We start from the raw sequence: 17,380 nt of genomic DNA on the forward strand, positions 1-17,380 counted from the left end.
GCTTCGTCTGCGGTGCTTGCGGCAAGCGGGGCTCCAACGTGCGGCCCGATTTCAATTGGGACAAGGCGCCAAGGTCGGCCATGGGGTATCGAAACACGACATGACCAAGGGCTGGGGACGGCCTTTCGAAGAACCGATAGAAGTAGCCGGCCTGAGCTTGGTGACCCTGTTGGATGCCGGCCAGTATATCGCCGCGCTGCCGAACAAAGAGCACGCCGCGCCGGAGTGGCAAGCCGCGATGGAGGCCCTGATGCTCGTCGTCGAGCTCGGCGGCCCGACGATGTTTGCCCATATCGGCATCGTGCGGGCATTGAACCGACACTATGTCCCGGCGTTTAACCCGAATGTATGGTCCGGCCGCGCGTTGCAAGAGGTTTCGTCAACCTGGCAGATGCGGTCTTGCATCAATGTATCCGGCCTCTGATTGGAGCGTGTTGTGCTCCGGGCCATCATGGATATCAGCGCGCATTCGAGCTAATTAGCGGACAGGCCTCGAAGGGGCCATTCGGGTCACCAGTGTTCGCATGCGCCGGGAAGACCGATTCTCCATCGTCGTCTCATCCTCTCGCAGACCTCGGCGGGTAAGGGATGTTGGTTACGTCATCGATAGCTCCTCACTTCGCACTGTTCCTTTGTTCGTGCCTGGCGGTCGTTCCTTCGTCCCGGCCTGCGCGCGCAGACGCGCCGCGCGCAAGGGCCGTCAAGGCCGGCCGTCGTGCTGTCCTGACGGCTTGCTCGACCGCTGCCAGGCTGCGCCTTGACGGCCCCGAGCACGGCGCGAGGATCAAGCAGGTCGGGACGCCACCTCATCTGTCTTGACGCACTCGAAGGCGCGCCCCTTGTTGAGAACCGCCCAGGCGATGCGGGCGAGCTTGTTGGCGAGCGCAATCGCCAGCACGTTGTGGTGCAATCGTTTCTTGGCGGCTTCGATCCAAGATTTGAGGCCATAGCGCTCCCAACACTTGACCTTGACCAGCACAACCCACGCGGCTTGCACGAACAGAACGCGCAGGTAGCGATTGCCGCGCCTTGATATCTTGCCGAGGATCGTGCGGTCGCCTGTCGATATCTGCTTCGGCACCAGTCCAAGCCAGGCGCCGAAGTCGCGGCCTTTCGAGAACACGTCTCCAGTGCCGATCGCGGCTACCATCGCGCTCGAGATGATCGGGCCGATGCCCGGGACCGTCATCAGTCGCTCGCAGCCTTTGTCTTGACGAGCCAATGCTTCGATCTCGCTGGAGAGGTCCTCAATGCGCGCGTCCAGTCGGCGCCAGTCTCCTGCCAGGTCCTCGATGATGCGCAACATGCGAGGCGCGAGGACATCGGTGCGCGTCGCGAGAATACCCGGCAACTCGGACCGCAGCGAACGCAGGCCTTGCCGCACGGCGATGCCCCGCTCCAGCAGGAACGCACGGATCTGATTGATGACGCCGGTACGCTGACCGACCAATCGCTCGCGCACGCGGTGCAGCGCCTGCAGGTCGAGCTGGTCGGCGGTCTTGGTCGCGACGAACTTCATGGTCGGGCGTTGGACAGCCTCGGCGATGGCTTCCGCATCACGGAAGTCATTCTTCTGTCCCTTCGAATAGGGGCGCACGTATTTCGCGGGCATCAGTCGGGCGTCGTGGCCGAGCATTTGGAGCTTGCGACTGAGATGATGCGCGCCGACGCAGGCCTCCATACCGATTAAGCACGCTGGCAGGTTGGCGAGCCGTGCTTCTACCTGGCCGCGTGACCACTTCTGCCGCAGCACGATTGCGCCGCGCTGATCGTGGCCCACGATGTGGAACGAGTTCTTGCCGATATCGATGCCTATCACGGCGATCGCTGAGCTGAGTTTCTGAGACATGGCGTGCTCCTGTCTTGGGCGCCCCTTGCCAGCTTGTCGTGCTGGCAGGGCCGGAGCACGGCCGGACCATCCCATTAGGGGAAACAACCGCATTGGGGGCGGCGCAAGCTGAAGAGGGATCAATGACCGTCTTCGTCTACGTGAATACCGCCAAACAGGTCGGTGACATCGATCACAAGGTCTTCGCCACGGTCGAGGCTGCGGAAATGTGGTTCGAGGAGCACGACCCCGAGGGCGTCGCATTCGAGTACGACGTGATAGGCCCGCCAGCGTGAACCGGCGGGCCCTCGCGAAATTCTAACCTACCCGTAGATTTCCGGCGGATTCCTTGCCGCGGTCCGTGACTACTTCATAGCTGACCTTAGCGCCCTCGTTGAGGCTGCTCAGGCCGGCCTTCTCAACGGCCGAGATATGGACAAATACGTCCCTGCCGCCGTTATCGGGTTGAATGAATTCATAGCCCTTGGTCGAATTAAACCACTTCACAATACCAGTTGCCACGTCCGCCTCCTGCTTGAGCAATGACAAGAGCCTAAATCTAGCACCTAGGGCAGGGCAAGAAAAACCCGCCAGTGTGAACCGGCGGGCCTCTCGTCTCATATGCCGGAAATCTTCTTGCCGGCGATGGCGAGGCACATGCTGAGCTTAGCAGACCAAGGTTGAGGCGGATCAGGCGCATCAGGCGGCACCGTTCGCGTCCAATCCTCAGCCCTAACCTGCAGCAACCCGTCACGATCGCCGATGCCGGACTCAGTTGAGTGGTCCTCAAAGTCGCGGCGGGCCCCGGCGCCCGCGCGAGGCCTCGGCCTTGATGCGGTAGCTCTCGGCCGCCTGAGCAGGCGCCGCCTAGTGAAAGGATCCGCTATTCGGCAATGTCGCACACGCGCTGCGCCAAGCCCTTGTAAGAACCTGCTCCATCACGCACTCCCGGCAACCGCGTCGGGCAATTCAGGACCGGGGCGAGGCCGCCATCAAGATGGCGGCGAATGGGCGGTAGGCAGTTAGACAACTTTCCGCGATCCGCTGGAGGCGGTTGAGCGCGGGTATAAGCTTGTTGGCGGCAGGGATATCATCACGATGCAGCGTCCGATCCGAAAGGCATGCCCGGCGTGCGGGCAACCGATGCAGCCTGTGCCCGATGACTCGGGAAGGGGCGAGCACTACGTCTGCCGCTCCTATGACGAGGACCCGCTGCACGACCCGCTTGTCCCATGCGCTACGTTCCCACTTCCGGAGGGGACGGTCGCATTTCAAAAGGGTAAGTCATGCAAAAGCCGAAAGGTCCTCAAGATGTGGGTCGATCTAATGACGCCTCTGTCTGAGCCGAAATCGTCGACAGCACGGGCCACATTGCAGAGGTTGCGAGCTCGTTAGACGGGCAGCCGAAGCCAAAGGTCGTTGCTGGACAGCGTACCGGCCGGCGTGGCTATCTCCATATCGAGGACGCGAAATGAGCCGGGCTCGTCATCATACAGGTAGCGAAGGTGCCAGACCGGGCCAAGTTCTGGTGTAACGGCGAAGTCATCTAAGGCACTCGCGACGTATCGAACGGCATCGCGATGTGCTATCGGCGCGGAGAACATCGCGTCCAGCAGCGTGGCAAGGCTCATACCTTCAAGGAGCATGGTTCGCGCGACTTCGTCTCCGTAGACGAGCCTGAGGGCCGATACGAGGGCCGCGATAGCGTCAGGGTTCTTTAGAGGCACGGCAGATTCGTTTCAGGCCAAAAGCCGGACCATTGACGCAAGGGCGCGCGGGCGGCGGTTGCGTGTTTTCGCAGGGCCATGGACGTCCGCTACAACACCTCAGCACGAACCTGAGCCACGCCACGATCCGTAATCCCCAAGCTGCGCGCGGCGGCGAGCGAGAGGTCGAGGACGCGGCCACGGACCCATGGTCCGCGGTCGGTGATACGAACCACCACCGACTTACTCGTCTCAAGATCAATGACGCGGACTCTCGTGCCGAACGGCAGACGGCGGTGCGCCGCGGTTAGTAGATTCCGATCAAACGATGAACCGCTCGCTGTCTTCCTTTTCGAATACGAGTAGTAGGAGGCTTTTCCGGAAAAGATTCGATTGAAAGATTGAGCGCCTGAACGATCTTTCAAGGGCTCTTGTCCGTTCGGAGGTTGCGGTTGCGGCTCATCCTTCTTTGTCTGATCGAGTCCTTCAGGAGCGGGCTCCGCGTGAGCCTTTGGAATGATGGACCACCTGTCATTGAATGTTTGGCCGACAGCAGGGGTCGCCTGAAGCCCCGTCCAAGCGGAGACTGTTGCAATCACGATCATTCCAGAAAGCAGACGCATGATCGACCTCACTACAAATCACAAAACAAAAGAACAATGCAAACTCATAAGGCACGTTCCGGCACGTTCGGGATTGATATGCTGAGAGGTGATTTCATACCGATATTTCTGGAATGTGTTGCAGGCACGTAGACGCAGTGCAGCAGGCAGATAGCCCGCTGCAACGCACCACGTTAATCGGCGAGCAGTCCTGGGGCCAACACCGCGTGTGCGTACAGGCGATGCAATCAGTGGCGTGGATGTCTTCGCCTGATTGTAAAGACGAAGAGGACATTGAACGGACCGCGGCAATTTAGCGGGGCGAGATGCCGCGCGGGCCACGTAAGACGATCGCGATGAAAAATCGCGGAAGCGGCGAATGGCCCCGTACGTTATCCCGCTTCGCTCGCAGTGGATCGCAAACGGACATACACCCGGCTCGCGTTGGTCTGTCGCCCCCGCTCGTGGGGATGTTGAAATTCCGCGCGGCAAGCTCCAGCTCGAGATCGCTAATACGTTCGAAGATGTGAGCAGCGATTTCCTCTAACGCTTCGGCGGTCAGGGATTGAATGCCCCGCAACGCAAGCTCGTCTCTACGAACTTTCGCCACAATCAATTGGATGGCCATTTGGATTTACAATCCTAAAAGCCGTGATCCAACCGCAGCTGCGGGCGAATGCAAGGGGTCAACGCGCCGGCAGCCGATCGACCATGGCGGCAACGACCCGGGGCGGCGGCGTGATGCCCGACAGCTTCCAGGCTGTCCCCTCAAAATGCATGCTGATGCTGCCGGCATTTTCGCCCGGGCCCAGTGTGAGCGAAAATTCGCCAGGCTTGACCGGAGTGATCCGTCCGATAACAGCGAAGATATTTGCAGCATCGAAGTTGGCTAACGACGCCATCGTGCCAAAGCTTATGTTGTCAGCCACATTGCGCACAGTCCCGCTTCTCACGAGCACAGATAGATTCTCCGGCGATGTGAGCTTGGTGCGAAATCGTCTGCGATCGATGTGCCGAGCGTGTTTATCGCCATTCGCTCAATTGGTCGCGGCGGGCGGTTTTGCCCAAGCCGATCGAGGTAGGCGCTGATTAGCTGCTGGTGGTGACGCACCGATAGGGCGGCATTGACGGGCCTTCCATCAACTCTTCGCCGGTAATGACTTCATACGAGCCCGCCGGTAACAACCGCTCGATACTCGCGATCCGGAATGGATACTTGAAAACTACTGTTTCACGTCGCGATCGGACCGCTGTCATCGTCATTCTCGCACATTGGTTACGGCACGCCGCCGCCATAGCGGCCACGTTCGTTGACGCTTGCTAATGCCGCAAGCCGCAGTTCGCTTTGATCGCGCTCACCGGTCGCAACACGAGCGAGGATGTTCTGTACAACCTGCAAAGGTTAGCATTACAGTTGCTTTGTTTGCGGGCTTCTGAATCCATGGGCAACCATGATTCGAATGTCGTGGACGCGGGCCGCGTCGGTTGAGGAGACGCTTGCGTTGTGGGCGGCGTCGCTTCGAGAGATCAAGCAACGGATACGTCCGTTGTTCACGCAAGAGCGTGTGGCGACGAATGCAGGCTTGTTCCTGGAAGGTCTGCTCGGAGATGAGCAGCGCAAGACCGGCTGGATGCGCGCGGAGGCGGCTGGCGATCCTGGCCCATGGCGTCAGCAGGCAATTCTGGGTCGTGGAGATTGGGACGCTGATGCCCTGCGCGATATCGTCCGCGACTATGTCATCGAGCATTTGGCGGATGACGATGCGGTGCTGGTGATCGACGAGACCGGCTTTCTCAAGCAGGGTAAGGCCTCATGCGGAGTGGCACGGCAATACACTGGTTCGGCAGGGAAGATTACGAACTGCCAGATCGGCGTCTTCGCTACCTACGTTTCGCGTCATGGTCATGCGTTCATCGATCGCGCGTTGTATCTTCCGAAGGAATGGACTGACGATCCAGATCGTCTGGAAGCCGCATATGTGCCTGCCGATGTCGGCTTTGCGACCAAACCAAAGCTTGCGACGAGAATGATCGCACGTGCGATAGCCGCGTCTGTACCATTCAAGTGGGTTGCCGGTGACACGGTCTACGGTGTTGGCGATATCGAACAGCAGCTACGGCGGGCAGGCAAAGGCTATGTGCTCGGGGTCAGCAGCTCTCATGTCTTCCGATCCTGGGGCAAGCGACAGCCGGTCGCCGGCAAGGCCGAAGACATCGCCCGGACGCGGCGCCCGTCCGACTGGAAGCGCTTGTCGGCGGGAGCCGGAACCAAAGGACCGAGGCTGCATGACTGGTGTTATCTCGAACTGGCCGATCTCGAGGTCGAGCAGTTCAACAGCGCAAATGATGGTTTATGGACGCGCGGTCTGCTGATCCGTCGCCATATCGCCGATGGCGATCTCGCCTTCTTCACCACCTGGTGCCCAGCGGGAACATCAATTGAAACGCTGGTCGCGGTCGAAGGCCATCGATGGGCGATCGAGGACAGCTTTGAAACCGCGAAAAACGAGTTCGGGCTCGATCACAACGAGAGCAGGTCCTGGCATGGCTGGCATCGCCACGTGTCCCTGGTGATGCTCGCCTTCGCCATGATGGCGGCGATCCGCCATCGCGCCAATCCGCCACCGCCCAAAAAAACCAAACGCCGCCCCCCGGCAAAAGCCAAAGCACACCCACGCCGCCGCTGATCCGTTGGTCAATCCAGGAAATCCGCCGCATCGCCATCAGGCTTGCTCGAAAGCGGATCCAACCCGCGCATGTCATCGCATGGTCATTCTGGCGCAGAGCTCACCAGGCTGCCGCTCAGCGCGCGCATCTCAAAGCAAAACGGCAACTGTAATGTTAGAGTCTGTCCGGGATCATGCTGTTTTTTGGCAGAGCTTTCGCAGCATGAGGCGGATTGAGGCGAGGCGCAAGAACGCCAATGCCTTTCGGTTGAGGCACTCCCAATCCTTGGCCAAACGGCGGCAGCGGTTGAGCCAGGCGATGGTGCGTTCGACGATCCATCGCTTGGGCAAGATCGCAAAACTCTTTGCTGTATCGGAGCGCTTGACGATCTCGACGTCGATTTGCCGGAGGATTTTGCGAACGGCGGACTGAAAGATCGGCCCCTGATAGCCGCCGTCAGCATAGAGCTTCAGCAGGAATGGATGCAGGCCAAACAGCGTGGCCATCACCAGCACCCCACCGTCACGATCCTGGATGTCCGCCGAATGCACGAGGGCGTGGAGCAGCAAGCCTTGAGTATCGACTAGGATGTGGCGCTTCTTGCCCTTGATCTTCTTGCCCGCATCGTAGCCATGCGGGTCGATCCACGCCCCCCTTTTTCCGCGCTCTTGACGCTTTGACTGTCGATGATGGCGGCGCTCGGGCTGGGTTCTCGGTTAGCCAATTCTCGACATTGTACATAGAGCGCGTGATGGATGCGATCGAGCGTGCCGTTCCAAGCCCACAAGTCAAAATAGTCGTGCACCGTGCTGCGTGGCGGCAGGTCCTTCGGGATCGCTCGCCATTGGCAACCGGTGCTCAGCACATACATCAGGCCATTGATCACCTCGCGCACATCGACCGTGCGCTTGTTGCCGCCTCGCTTGGCTGGCGCAATCAGCGGCTCCACCAACGCCCATTCCTCATCAGTCAAATCGCTTGGATAGCGTAGCCGGCTTCGGTCGTAACGACCGCGGTTCTCCTTCGTCCACATGGGCGCCCCTTCGAATCGGACCGCCACCCTTGAATCACAAATGATTCCGATGATTCAAGATGTTCCCGGACAGACACTTAGAGATCGTGAGCATCACAGGTGAGAATGACCCTATCGCATCCTCAAAACTTGTTCTGAAGCTGGCAAGCTCTTCTGGAGAACAGGCAATGCGTTGACTACTTATTCTAATGACTTTCTTTATTTTCTCCGTCTTGTCCGTGTGCCTCTCACTGTCGCGCCGCTCAAAAAGAGACCAGTGGCGTCAGTGCAATTGCAGCGGAAGTTACTCGCCACCATCTTCGAGCACGCCGTTGCGAGCGATGGAGCCAGCCGCAATTTGAAGCGAAGAACCAATCGCCCAACAGCATGCGATCAGAATGATCGAACCTTCAGACAGGACCTGATCAACGACAATCATGCTGACCGACAGAAACGCCGCAATCGCGGCAACGAATGTGCCTACCGCACTGAAAATCTCAGCCGCATCGGTGCCGCGGTTCCGCTCTTCCGGGAGTCTCGAAGTCGATCCCTGAGCAGGACGGCTAGGCATATCGATGCCGATGTAGAAGCTGAAAGCTCCGTAGAGCATCATCAACAAGATGAACCAGCCGCTTCCAAACATTTCGTTTCCTAGGCGCATCAATGCTGCGGCCACGTACAGGCCGCACGCCCCTCCAACCGCAGCGAGTCCAATCCTTTCAAGGAGATGCGCCGATTTGATGAGAGCAGACGGAGCCACCCATATGGTAGCCGCGACATAAGTGTATTTTGCCACAGAGAATGCATTGGGAACTACATTGCTCATTTTCATGTTGCTCCTCCTTTAACAGGTAGCCGACGGCGCGCGACAGGTCAGCAGATAGTGACTGCTAATCGAGACGGTGTGAAAATTCTGCCGGTGTTAGGTTCTCGACGAAATCTCTCTTGAGTTACCCATCGAAGGCATCGCAGCACATTCTCAACGATGAGCATGTCCTGCGGGATCGCACGGGTTGCAGGGACTCGCCTGATCATCCCCGCCTGTGACGATGACCTGCGCGGCGCACTGATGCTTGTCAATGAGCCGCTAGAGCAGAGATTAGAGCTCGTCAGCGCCCGACTGAGTCATAGGCTACAGAAGCGGGCGGCACGGGTTGCTGCACTAGGTGCGGCTCGCGTTAGATCAGCAGGTCACCGCGTAGCGAGGGTGGCGCCGCGGTATATCCGGCGTTTCTTCACCGACTTGTTACGTCTTCCACACATAACTTGCTCGCCACTGCCCTCATTGCCCTAGCATCCTAGTCGTTTTTGCGATCTGCTTTTCGACGGCTTTCTGCAGGGAGGGAGCGATGTCCTATACGATCGGATTTGTACGTAAGAACGAACGAGATGTTTGGGCGACCGAAACGCCTACAGCTCATCAAGCGGTTGCTATGATTGCGACACTTCAGGAGAGTACAGAAGAGATCAGGTTCATCAGTTCGCCTCAAGAAGGTGAGATGGGCATCGAGATGCTCCTGCTGTTGGCCAAGGAGGAAGCTGAAGAATTGCCGAGGGGACGCTGACGCAAAAGGAAGATCAGCCGGAAGCGAGGATGAAGCAGCGCTCTCCATTGGGCTGCAGATTGCAGCCGTTGATCACGCGAAAGAGCGCGACGATGGCGACGAGCGCTCGGCTCGGGATCATGCGGGCGTTGAACCGGGGGGCAGGCCCGATCGGGATAACCCCCGGCGGAGACGGGGAACGCATTCAGGTGACCTGGCGCGCGACTGAAAGAGGCCGCCAAGTGTGAGGCGGCCTTAGTCTAGAGCGAAAGTATCAACCCGACGACACGGGAAACACCTGTAAGCTGCAGGCAGGTTCGCAATCTCTGGCAGTGTGGCAAGATACTCCATGGGCCGTCCGCATTTTGCGCAAATAAAGATGGGTGGATTGTCCTTGTCGTGGCCGCACGTCATGCCAAAGCCCGTCATGCCAAAGCCCGTCTGGAAGCGCGGCAAGATAGTTTGAACGGCTACGAGGCGCACCTCCGGTGGAGTACCGAGAGCTATCGGAATTTGGACGATCCCAAAATCAACGTAGGATCAGGTGCCGCCGCTCAGCTTCTTCAGCGCGGGGGCGACGTGTTGCCGGCGCTGGTGATTGGCGGCCCGCCCGTGCGCGGCGGTGGTGGTATGCCCCAACGCATCAGCGTCATCTCGGTCCCGGCTTCCGTGTTGCGGATCACGGGCGCGGGATAGTCTGGGAAGGCGCCAGGCATCGGCTTCAAGTTGCCGACGTAGCGGTTGGACGACACGGAAGAGCGCGAGGATGGCGGCTTGATTGGTGGTGATGCTGTAGAGGTTGTACATGGGTTTGACCAAAGGATCGGGGCACTTGTGGGCGGTCGAGTTGAAGAGCCTTACCGAATTTCCGCCACGAGTGCGTGGGCAAATGCGCGGATGCTCTGTCCCCCGCTGCGATCACTGCGAAGAAGAGCTCATGCCAGAAGAGCTGATGGTTCTTGCACCACCGGCCGGGGACGGCGAGTTGATCTGCGCTCGGTGCATCGAAATCAAGCTCCGTCGAGCCATCGCGAAGCTACCGCGCCGTGATAACTGATGTCCCAGCAGCGTCATCTCGGTCCCGGCTTCCGTGTTGCGGATCGCGGGAGCTGGTAATCGCGTAAGACGCCGGGCATAGGCGACAGCTTGCCGACGTGGCGATTGACCAGAACTTTAGTACCAGGACGACTAATTGCGATGTTCCGGCGTGTTCAGTCTGCTCAAGGCAACTGAAAGGGATAGACATCAAGCGTGAACTCCCGAGCTCAAATTCCAGTGTTTTCCCTTTGCCTCAATACAGTACTGTTTTTCTCTGCCTTGGGGGCGTGGGGATGGCGCGCTACCGAGCTTACCTTTTGGATCAGCACCGCCACGTTATAAGCGTGGCCAACTTGCAGTGTGCTGACGAGCAGGAAGCACGCGAACGTGCTCAGCAGCTAGTGGATGTCAACGACATCGAGCTATGGCAACTTGATCGCCGTATTGCGGTGTTTGAGGCCGGCATAACCCGAACCTCGCAGGCGGCAGGACAGGGAAGCGTTCAGCGGGCGCAGCCCCCTGCAATGAAGTCTAAGAGTCTGTCCGGGATCATGCTGTTTTTTGGCAGAGCTTTCGCAGCATGAGGCGGATTGAGGCGAGGCGCAAGAACGCCAATGCCTTTCGGTTGAGGCACTCCCAATCCTTGGCCAAACGGCGGCAGCGGTTGAGCCAGGCGATGGTGCGTTCGACGATCCATCGCTTGGGCAAGATCGCAAAACTCTTTGCTGTATCGGAGCGCTTGACGATCTCGACGTCGATTTGCCGGAGGATTTTGCGAACGGCGGACTGAAAGATCGGCCCCTGATAGCCGCCGTCAGCATAGAGCTTCAGCAGGAATGGATGCAGGCCAAACAGCGTGGCCATCACCAGCACCCCACCGTCACGATCCTGGATGTCCGCCGAATGCACGAGGGCGTGGAGCAGCAAGCCTTGAGTATCGACTAGGATGTGGCGCTTCTTGCCCTTGATCTTCTTGCCCGCATCGTAGCCATGCGGGTCGATCCACGCCCCCCTTTTTCCGCGCTCTTGACGCTTTGACTGTCGATGATGGCGGCGCTCGGGCTGGGTTCTCGGTTAGCCAATTCTCGACATTGTACATAGAGCGCGTGATGGATGCGATCGAGCGTGCCGTTCCAAGCCCACAAGTCAAAATAGTCGTGCACCGTGCTGCGTGGCGGCAGGTCCTTCGGGATCGCTCGCCATTGGCAACCGGTGCTCAGCACATACATCAGGCCATTGATCACCTCGCGCACATCGACCGTGCGCTTGTTGCCGCCTCGCTTGGCTGGCGCAATCAGCGGCTCCACCAACGCCCATTCCTCATCAGTCAAATCGCTTGGATAGCGTAGCCGGCTTCGGTCGTAACGACCGCGGTTCTCCTTCGTCCACATGGGCGCCCCTTCGAATCGGACCGCCACCCTTGAATCACAAATGATTCCGATGATTCAAGATGTTCCCGGACAGACACTAAGAGTCTGTCCGGGATCATGCTGTTTTTTGGCAGAGCTTTCGCAGCATGAGGCGGATTGAGGCGAGGCGCAAGAACGCCAATGCCTTTCGGTTGAGGCACTCCCAATCCTTGGCCAAACGGCGGCAGCGGTTGAGCCAGGCGATGGTGCGTTCGACGATCCATCGCTTGGGCAAGATCGCAAAACTCTTTGCTGTATCGGAGCGCTTGACGATCTCGACGTCGATTTGCCGGAGGATTTTGCGAACGGCGGACTGAAAGATCGGCCCCTGATAGCCGCCGTCAGCATAGAGCTTCAGCAGGAATGGATGCAGGCCAAACAGCGTGGCCATCACCAGCACCCCACCGTCACGATCCTGGATGTCCGCCGAATGCACGAGGGCGTGGAGCAGCAAGCCTTGAGTATCGACTAGGATGTGGCGCTTCTTGCCCTTGATCTTCTTGCCCGCATCGTAGCCATGCGGGTCGATCCACGCCCCCCTTTTTCCGCGCTCTTGACGCTTTGACTGTCGATGATGGCGGCGCTCGGGCTGGGTTCTCGGTTAGCCAATTCTCGACATTGTACATAGAGCGCGTGATGGATGCGATCGAGCGTGCCGTTCCAAGCCCACAAGTCAAAATAGTCGTGCACCGTGCTGCGTGGCGGCAGGTCCTTCGGGATCGCTCGCCATTGGCAACCGGTGCTCAGCACATACATCAGGCCATTGATCACCTCGCGCACATCGACCGTGCGCTTGTTGCCGCCTCGCTTGGCTGGCGCAATCAGCGGCTCCACCAACGCCCATTCCTCATCAGTCAAATCGCTTGGATAGCGTAGCCGGCTTCGGTCGTAACGACCGCGGTTCTCCTTCGTCCACATGGGCGCCCCTTCGAATCGGACCGCCACCCTTGAATCACAAATGATTCCGATGATTCAAGATGTTCCCGGACAGACACTAAGTGAAGGTTGCGACGCAAGAGGCGCGACTCGGTTGAGCGCGAGCATGGTGACTTGGCTTGTGGCGATGCTGGCAAATGGAGAACACCGGCCGCCGACCTACTCGACCTCGATCATCCGCTCCTTGTTGGCCCGCAGGCTGCGGAGGTAATAGCCTTGTGCCTGAACGGCTGACTTGATTTCATCGCTGACCTTGAGAACTCTTTTTCTGCTCTTGCGCCACTTATGTGCAGAGTAAAGCACGGGTACGGCAGAGCCAGTACTTAGAACGAGCAAGTCGCGCTTGTCATTGCGATAGACATCAAACACCTTCGCCCCCGCTGATCATATGGAAGTAAACACGAAATATGTTTCAGTTGTCTCGACCAGCTTACTGTCTCGAATGGCTTTGCGGGTTGTAAATGTGCAACGCTCGCCGCTTTCTGCTTCATCACGTTCCGGATCGGGAACGAACTGATGTCAAGCGCCGGATATCGGCAGATTTGGTGCCCTAGCCGATTACCTCAGCCAATGCGGCGATGACGTGTTGCGGATATTGGTGACCGGCGGGCCGCCGGGTGCGCGGCGGTAGTGGTATGCGCAGCGCATCAGCGTCATCTCGGTCGCGGCTTCCGTGTTGCGGATCACGGGCGCGGGGTAGTCGGGCATGACGCCGGGGCATTGGCGCAAGGTTGCCCACATAGCGGTTGGCGACGCGGAAGAGCGCGAGGATGGCGGCTTGGTTGGTGGTGATGCTGTAGAGGTTGCACATTAAGCCGGCCTGACCCGTTTATCGGCCTCTAATGTGTCCCAATCTCACGCAGCTTACGCATGGAATAGCCTTGCCTCTGAACCGTTGACTTGATCTCGTCACTGAGCTTACCTTTTTCTTCCTCTTGCGCCATCCGCCTGATGTGCCGACGAGCGGTACCGGAGATCCTTTCCTCACGACGAGCAGATCACGTTTGTCGCTCAAATAAACATCGAACATGGCAAACTCCGAAAGCCCGGAGGTTATCACGCCAAGGAGGGACGCGGGTTATCAAAGTGCAAGAGCCAGTACGTCCTTCGCTTGGATCGAACAATCCGACGCTCGGATCGACCCCGCTGGTTTTCCGGGCACGTACCGAGCTGCCGGATTTAAGCAGCAAGAAAGTGTTGCACGAGTGCGCTCGTCGTTGCTCTTGCGAATCACCGGCGATGGACAATCTGGAAATGAATCCGGCATAGGCGCAGGTAGCCAAGATAGCGATTGACGACATGAAACAGCGCGAGGATTTCGGGCTTGGTCGGGGGTGATCGGCCTCACGTCGTTACTCCCAGAACGATCCTCGATCCTCCGGTGGCTCGTTGAGCCATATCAGAGCCTCTCGCGGTTCTAGAAACAAGACGCGCTCTTCCTTACCCGATTGAAGCTCACCGCTGGAAAGATAAAGAATGAAGCCCCCGTGATTGTCGTGCAGTAGCGCTTCTCTGGCGTGGCTCTCTGAGAGAGATTACGCATCGAGGAACGGAATAATTCGCGAGGAAATCAGCTGTACGTAGAAGCTCGTCCGATTGCGAACGGGCGAGACATTTCTCTGCGCTCGCCTTGCCCTTTTTCTTTGCGGTGACGTACTGAACTCCGACCTGAGATCCATCGACCCAAATCAGCTCGCACCGCCGAAATGCCAGACCAGTGGAGGATAACACCAGGAAAAATTCCTGTGCTTTCAGGGGGTCGGTTGAGCCCTCGACCTCAAGTTTGGCACCGCTTTCAGAGGCATCGAGAAGAATACAGCTTCGCCGCCAGGTTCCATCGACCCCCATGATGCTGACGGTATGCTTGTGTTCAAACCGAACACGGTCGGCCCTTCGCTTGTTTCCCATCATGTGCAAATATCCAGTGGCTAACTAAACTAATCCATCCTACTCAAATAAATACGGCGCCTCCGTGCGTACTGCCTCAATAAGCTGCTCGATCCTGCCAGACTGAGCTACTAACGTCATTCTGGCTATCTCATCCATATTGATTTGCCTGATGATCAATCGGATGGAGCTATTTGCGAGATCAAGAAGGAAGACGGCTTGGCGCAGGTCCTCTATTGTTTGAATTTCCAGAGCTTCAACTTGCGCCACTAGAGCAGCGATGTTGGCCAAAATGTCAGATGATCTTGGGCGCAAGAGGCTTGGTCCAGATTTGCGTTGGTCGGGCCGAAATTTTAGGACCTTAGACATTGTCGCAATGTTCTCCTGCGTGTCGCAATCACTGCCGTTCCAGCTCCGCTTTTTCGAAAGCGAGAGGAGAAGATGAAAAATATAGGTCACTCGACGGACCACACACGAGTGCCGCTCGGATGGCGAACTTCGGAGCTCAAAGGGCTGCGCCAATTCGCTGTGGGTATCCGCGTTTAATGATCGAAGTTTCGCGCTCAATTGGTTAACAGACATTTATGGAGTTGCGGGCGGCGGTATCGTAGTATTGAGGTTGCAATAGATACGCGATCGAAATTCGGCAAACTTTGGCGCGCCGTCGTTTCGAGGGCCGATTGCCCGATCCGTACTATTCCGGGGTGTCCAGATGAGAGAGATGTCACCTGACGCGCACAAATAGCGAAGCTCTCCCACGACTGGCGCCAAAGATATTTCGCTTTACCGATCTCGATCAGTATCGAACTGCCGTCCGAAATCTGGAGGTGGAATTTACACCCCTCGTGCGGAGGATTTCTGCTGAGCAAACCATCCTCAATCTGCCAGGATGGGACATCAATTTCGCCAAGTCCTTTCCACGGATCGCGAATGGTCGGCTTGCCCAAAATTGCACGGCTGTCGGCTTTTCTATGGACGACGGCGTCCCCATTCGCTTCAACGGAGTGGAAAGAGATCAGTCGGCTGTCGTGATTGGAAGCAACGGCGCCGCATACACCATGGTCGAACGGGCTGAGCGGCAATTCACGTCGATTATTTTTACGCAGGAGATACGGGATCGTGGCTGGCCCAAAGTAGGTCCCAATTGGAACGTGTTTGAAACAAGCGCCGCTGCGCACCATCGGTTGCGCGAGCTAGTGCGACAGATCCTGTCGGTTTCCCCCATGTTCGATGCCCACGACACAGGCGATATTTCTTTTGCGATCAGGGAGTCCTTGCTTGCCGGCGTCGATGCCGCATTCGCCCATTTAGTTGACGCAAGCTGGGCCTCTCGTGGGAACTCCGTTCGGCATTTCGAGATTTATCGGAATATTGAAGCTGCATTGTCTGGCAACATTGGACGTCCGATCTACAGCGAAGAACTTGCGCGGCAGGTTGGTGTCTCCGTGCGCAGCGTGCACGCTGCGGTCCAGCGGTACCAAGGAATGAGCCTACATCGATATTTGCGCCTGAGGCGTCTTTGGCTCGTACGGCAACGACTGCTGGCCGGAGCGGATAGCGTAAAGTCGTGTGCGCTCGCCTTGGGGTTTTGGCACCTAGGTGATTTCGCCAGGAGCTATCGCCTTCACTTCGGCGAACCACCGTCGGCCACTCTGGTGAAATCGCGCCAGCGGTGACGCCGGTTCTAAAACCGCCGGTCGTCAAGGTTGCGTCGCCTCCTGCCGCGAGGGATGAGGTAGTCGCGGAGGTGGGGGCTCGGTGGCTGCGGCTTCGCATCGCCTCGCCAGCGCTGCTCGGGACACTATAGGGGCACAGAAGCCCCAACTATTTGAATAATATAACGAACTACGGCGGTCCTCTGCCCACAAGGGGAGAAGGAGGGGCACACCAGCTACCGCAACCGTTAGGCCACGGAGACCAAGAACTCGGCCGAAAACGGTCGGGGGTAACGTAGGTAGCGCTCTCCCGCTACGAATTTGGTCGTCTTCCCCGGGGCTTCAGAGCATGGGCTCGAACTGGCAGTGCACGAGCATCTCGGAGACTGAGGCGTTGTTTGGTAGCATCAGCGCGGTTTCTGCCAGACGGGCGATATCGCTCGGCTGGCTCATCTCATGGCGGGGAATCTCGTCGTCATTGAGTGTCATGTCCGTGGCAACATAGCCCGGGCAGATCACCGTCGCCCGAATGCCGGCCGCGCGTCCCTCCCGGCGAATGCCGTGGGTGAGTGCGACCACGGCGAACTTGGTCATCGCGTAGCCGACGTTGCTTCCCACACGTTTTCCGGCGAGGGACCCCAGATTAATGACCCGCCCGTGGCCGCAGACGGTCAAATGAGGCAGGGTGGCTCTGACGAGGCGCAGAGGACCCTTGACGTTCACGCGCCACATTTCATCGAGTTCGCTTTCGCCCTCGTCGGAGACGCGGACCTTCGGATTGATTCCGGCGGCGTTGACGATGGCGTCGACGCCACCCCACCGTGCGACCGTTGCGTTGACCCAGGAGATCGGGCTCTTGGCGTCTTCGGCGTCATAGCGATGCGTCATGAGTCTCTCGCTCTCAGCGAGGCGGCTCGGATCGCGCAGCCCCGCCGATACGCGGAAGCCCGCCGACAGGAGCCGATCGACGACGCTGCGTCCGATGCCGCGCGAAGCTCCCGAGACCATGACGATTCGATTGCCAACCTCCAACATCCGAGTCCGTCTCCTACGGGTGAGCAAAGAGCATCGCGAAATGTAAGGGGACATGACTGAC

19 protein-coding genes and 3 pseudogenes are annotated in these 17,380 nt (G+C 58.4%); 5 read left to right on the forward strand and 17 right to left on the reverse strand.

All coding sequences use genetic code 11. The features are described 5' to 3' along the window. Positions 1-100: 100 nt before the first annotated feature. The gene (locus IVB18_RS13170) at positions 101-424 is read left to right on the forward strand and encodes a hypothetical protein (protein WP_247989533.1); all 324 of its coding nucleotides are present in this window, start codon (positions 101-103) and stop codon (positions 422-424) included. A gap of 360 nt (positions 425-784) precedes the next feature. Here the strand turns inward: IVB18_RS13170 and IVB18_RS13175 are convergent, their stop codons facing one another. Then, positions 785-1,849, reverse strand: coding sequence for an IS110 family transposase (locus tag IVB18_RS13175; protein WP_247988806.1), 1,065 nt, complete (start codon positions 1,847-1,849; stop codon positions 785-787). 122 nt (positions 1,850-1,971) lie between these two features. Here IVB18_RS13175 and IVB18_RS13180 point away from each other — a divergent pair, with 122 nt between their 5' ends. Continuing rightward, positions 1,972-2,124 carry a hypothetical protein gene (locus IVB18_RS13180; protein WP_247989534.1) on the forward strand — a complete coding sequence of 51 codons (153 nt, stop codon included), beginning with the start codon at positions 1,972-1,974 and terminating at the stop codon, positions 2,122-2,124. 22 nt (positions 2,125-2,146) lie between these two features. Here IVB18_RS13180 and IVB18_RS13185 read toward each other — a convergent pair whose 3' ends face one another. The 5 genes from IVB18_RS13185 to IVB18_RS13205 all read right to left on the reverse strand — a co-directional run bounded on the left by IVB18_RS13185 (position 2,147) and on the right by IVB18_RS13205 (position 5,074). Further along, positions 2,147-2,350: a cold-shock protein gene (locus IVB18_RS13185; RefSeq protein ID WP_247989535.1), complete on the reverse strand. Its 204-nt coding sequence runs from the start codon at positions 2,348-2,350 to the stop codon at positions 2,147-2,149. Positions 2,351-3,219: 869 nt separating this feature from the next. Continuing rightward, positions 3,220-3,555 carry a hypothetical protein gene (locus IVB18_RS13190; protein WP_247989536.1) on the reverse strand — a complete coding sequence of 112 codons (336 nt, stop codon included), beginning with the start codon at positions 3,553-3,555 and terminating at the stop codon, positions 3,220-3,222. 89 nt (positions 3,556-3,644) lie between these two features. Then, positions 3,645-4,157: a septal ring lytic transglycosylase RlpA family protein gene (locus IVB18_RS13195; RefSeq protein WP_247989537.1), complete on the reverse strand. Its 513-nt coding sequence runs from the start codon at positions 4,155-4,157 to the stop codon at positions 3,645-3,647. Between the two features lie 292 nt (positions 4,158-4,449). Then, positions 4,450-4,764: a hypothetical protein gene (locus tag IVB18_RS13200; RefSeq protein ID WP_247989538.1), complete on the reverse strand. Its 315-nt coding sequence runs from the start codon at positions 4,762-4,764 to the stop codon at positions 4,450-4,452. A 58-nt stretch (positions 4,765-4,822) separates the two neighbouring features. Further along, entirely contained in the window at positions 4,823-5,074 is a 252-nt protein-coding gene (locus IVB18_RS13205) for a hypothetical protein (RefSeq protein WP_247989539.1), read from the reverse strand. Between the two features lie 513 nt (positions 5,075-5,587). On the opposite strand from IVB18_RS13205, the gene IVB18_RS13210 reads away from it, so the two are divergent. Then, complete coding sequence (locus IVB18_RS13210) at positions 5,588-6,823, forward strand: IS701 family transposase (RefSeq protein WP_247983558.1); 1,236 nt, start codon at positions 5,588-5,590, stop codon at positions 6,821-6,823. 171 nt (positions 6,824-6,994) lie between these two features. On the opposite strand, the gene IVB18_RS13215 is transcribed toward IVB18_RS13210, so the two are convergent. Then, positions 6,995-7,836 (reverse strand): IS5 family transposase gene (locus IVB18_RS13215; RefSeq protein ID WP_247801096.1). Its coding sequence is split into 2 segments (ribosomal slippage): positions 6,995-7,464 and positions 7,464-7,836, totalling 843 coding nucleotides; the frame shifts between segments, so codons are not numbered across the junction. Between the two features lie 283 nt (positions 7,837-8,119). Next, positions 8,120-8,647 (reverse strand): hypothetical protein, encoded by a 528-nt coding sequence (locus IVB18_RS13220; protein WP_247989540.1) that lies wholly within the window; start codon positions 8,645-8,647, stop codon positions 8,120-8,122. A 517-nt stretch (positions 8,648-9,164) separates the two neighbouring features. Here IVB18_RS13220 and IVB18_RS13225 point away from each other — a divergent pair. Then, on the forward strand, positions 9,165-9,380 hold the full coding sequence (locus IVB18_RS13225; RefSeq protein ID WP_247989541.1) for a hypothetical protein: 216 nt from the start codon (positions 9,165-9,167) through the stop codon (positions 9,378-9,380). Positions 9,381-9,393: 13 nt separating this feature from the next. On the opposite strand, the gene IVB18_RS13230 is transcribed toward IVB18_RS13225, so the two are convergent. From IVB18_RS13230 to IVB18_RS13270, 8 genes and pseudogenes are all read right to left on the reverse strand, one after another. Then, positions 9,394-9,564, reverse strand: coding sequence for a hypothetical protein (locus tag IVB18_RS13230; protein WP_247989542.1), 171 nt, complete (start codon positions 9,562-9,564; stop codon positions 9,394-9,396). Positions 9,565-9,928: 364 nt separating this feature from the next. Beyond that, positions 9,929-10,166 (reverse strand): annotated as a pseudogene (locus IVB18_RS13235) (SOS response-associated peptidase); the annotation flags it as partial. A gap of 780 nt (positions 10,167-10,946) precedes the next feature. Then, a protein-coding gene (locus IVB18_RS13240; RefSeq protein WP_247801096.1) for an IS5 family transposase occupies positions 10,947-11,788 on the reverse strand; the annotation gives its coding sequence in 2 pieces (ribosomal slippage) (positions 10,947-11,416 and positions 11,416-11,788; 843 coding nt in all). A 94-nt stretch (positions 11,789-11,882) separates the two neighbouring features. After that, positions 11,883-12,724, reverse strand: a protein-coding gene (locus tag IVB18_RS13245) for an IS5 family transposase (protein ID WP_247801096.1) whose coding sequence is annotated in 2 segments (ribosomal slippage) — positions 11,883-12,352 and positions 12,352-12,724 — 843 coding nt in all. Because the reading frame shifts where the segments join, the coding sequence is not laid out codon by codon here. Between the two features lie 177 nt (positions 12,725-12,901). After that, complete coding sequence (locus IVB18_RS13250; protein WP_247989543.1) at positions 12,902-13,111, reverse strand: hypothetical protein; 210 nt, start codon at positions 13,109-13,111, stop codon at positions 12,902-12,904. Between the two features lie 306 nt (positions 13,112-13,417). Then, positions 13,418-13,553 (reverse strand): annotated as a pseudogene (locus IVB18_RS13255) (SOS response-associated peptidase); the annotation flags it as partial. Positions 13,554-14,362: 809 nt separating this feature from the next. Beyond that, positions 14,363-14,653 (reverse strand): annotated as a pseudogene (locus IVB18_RS13265) (PilZ domain-containing protein); the annotation flags it as partial. 36 nt (positions 14,654-14,689) lie between these two features. Beyond that, positions 14,690-15,088, reverse strand: coding sequence for a hypothetical protein (locus tag IVB18_RS13270; protein ID WP_247989544.1), 399 nt, complete (start codon positions 15,086-15,088; stop codon positions 14,690-14,692). Between the two features lie 368 nt (positions 15,089-15,456). Here IVB18_RS13270 and IVB18_RS13275 point away from each other — a divergent pair, with 368 nt between their 5' ends. Further along, a complete protein-coding gene (locus tag IVB18_RS13275) occupies positions 15,457-16,305 on the forward strand; it encodes an AraC family transcriptional regulator (protein ID WP_247989545.1) in 849 nt (282 codons plus the stop codon). A 321-nt stretch (positions 16,306-16,626) separates the two neighbouring features. Here the strand turns inward: IVB18_RS13275 and IVB18_RS13280 are convergent, their stop codons facing one another. After that, positions 16,627-17,319 (reverse strand): SDR family NAD(P)-dependent oxidoreductase, encoded by a 693-nt coding sequence (locus IVB18_RS13280; protein WP_346732629.1) that lies wholly within the window; start codon positions 17,317-17,319, stop codon positions 16,627-16,629. Between the last annotated feature and the right edge of the window lie 61 nt (positions 17,320-17,380).

The organism is Bradyrhizobium sp. 186 (genome assembly GCF_023101685.1).
Lineage (GTDB): Bacteria > Pseudomonadota > Alphaproteobacteria > Rhizobiales > Xanthobacteraceae > Bradyrhizobium.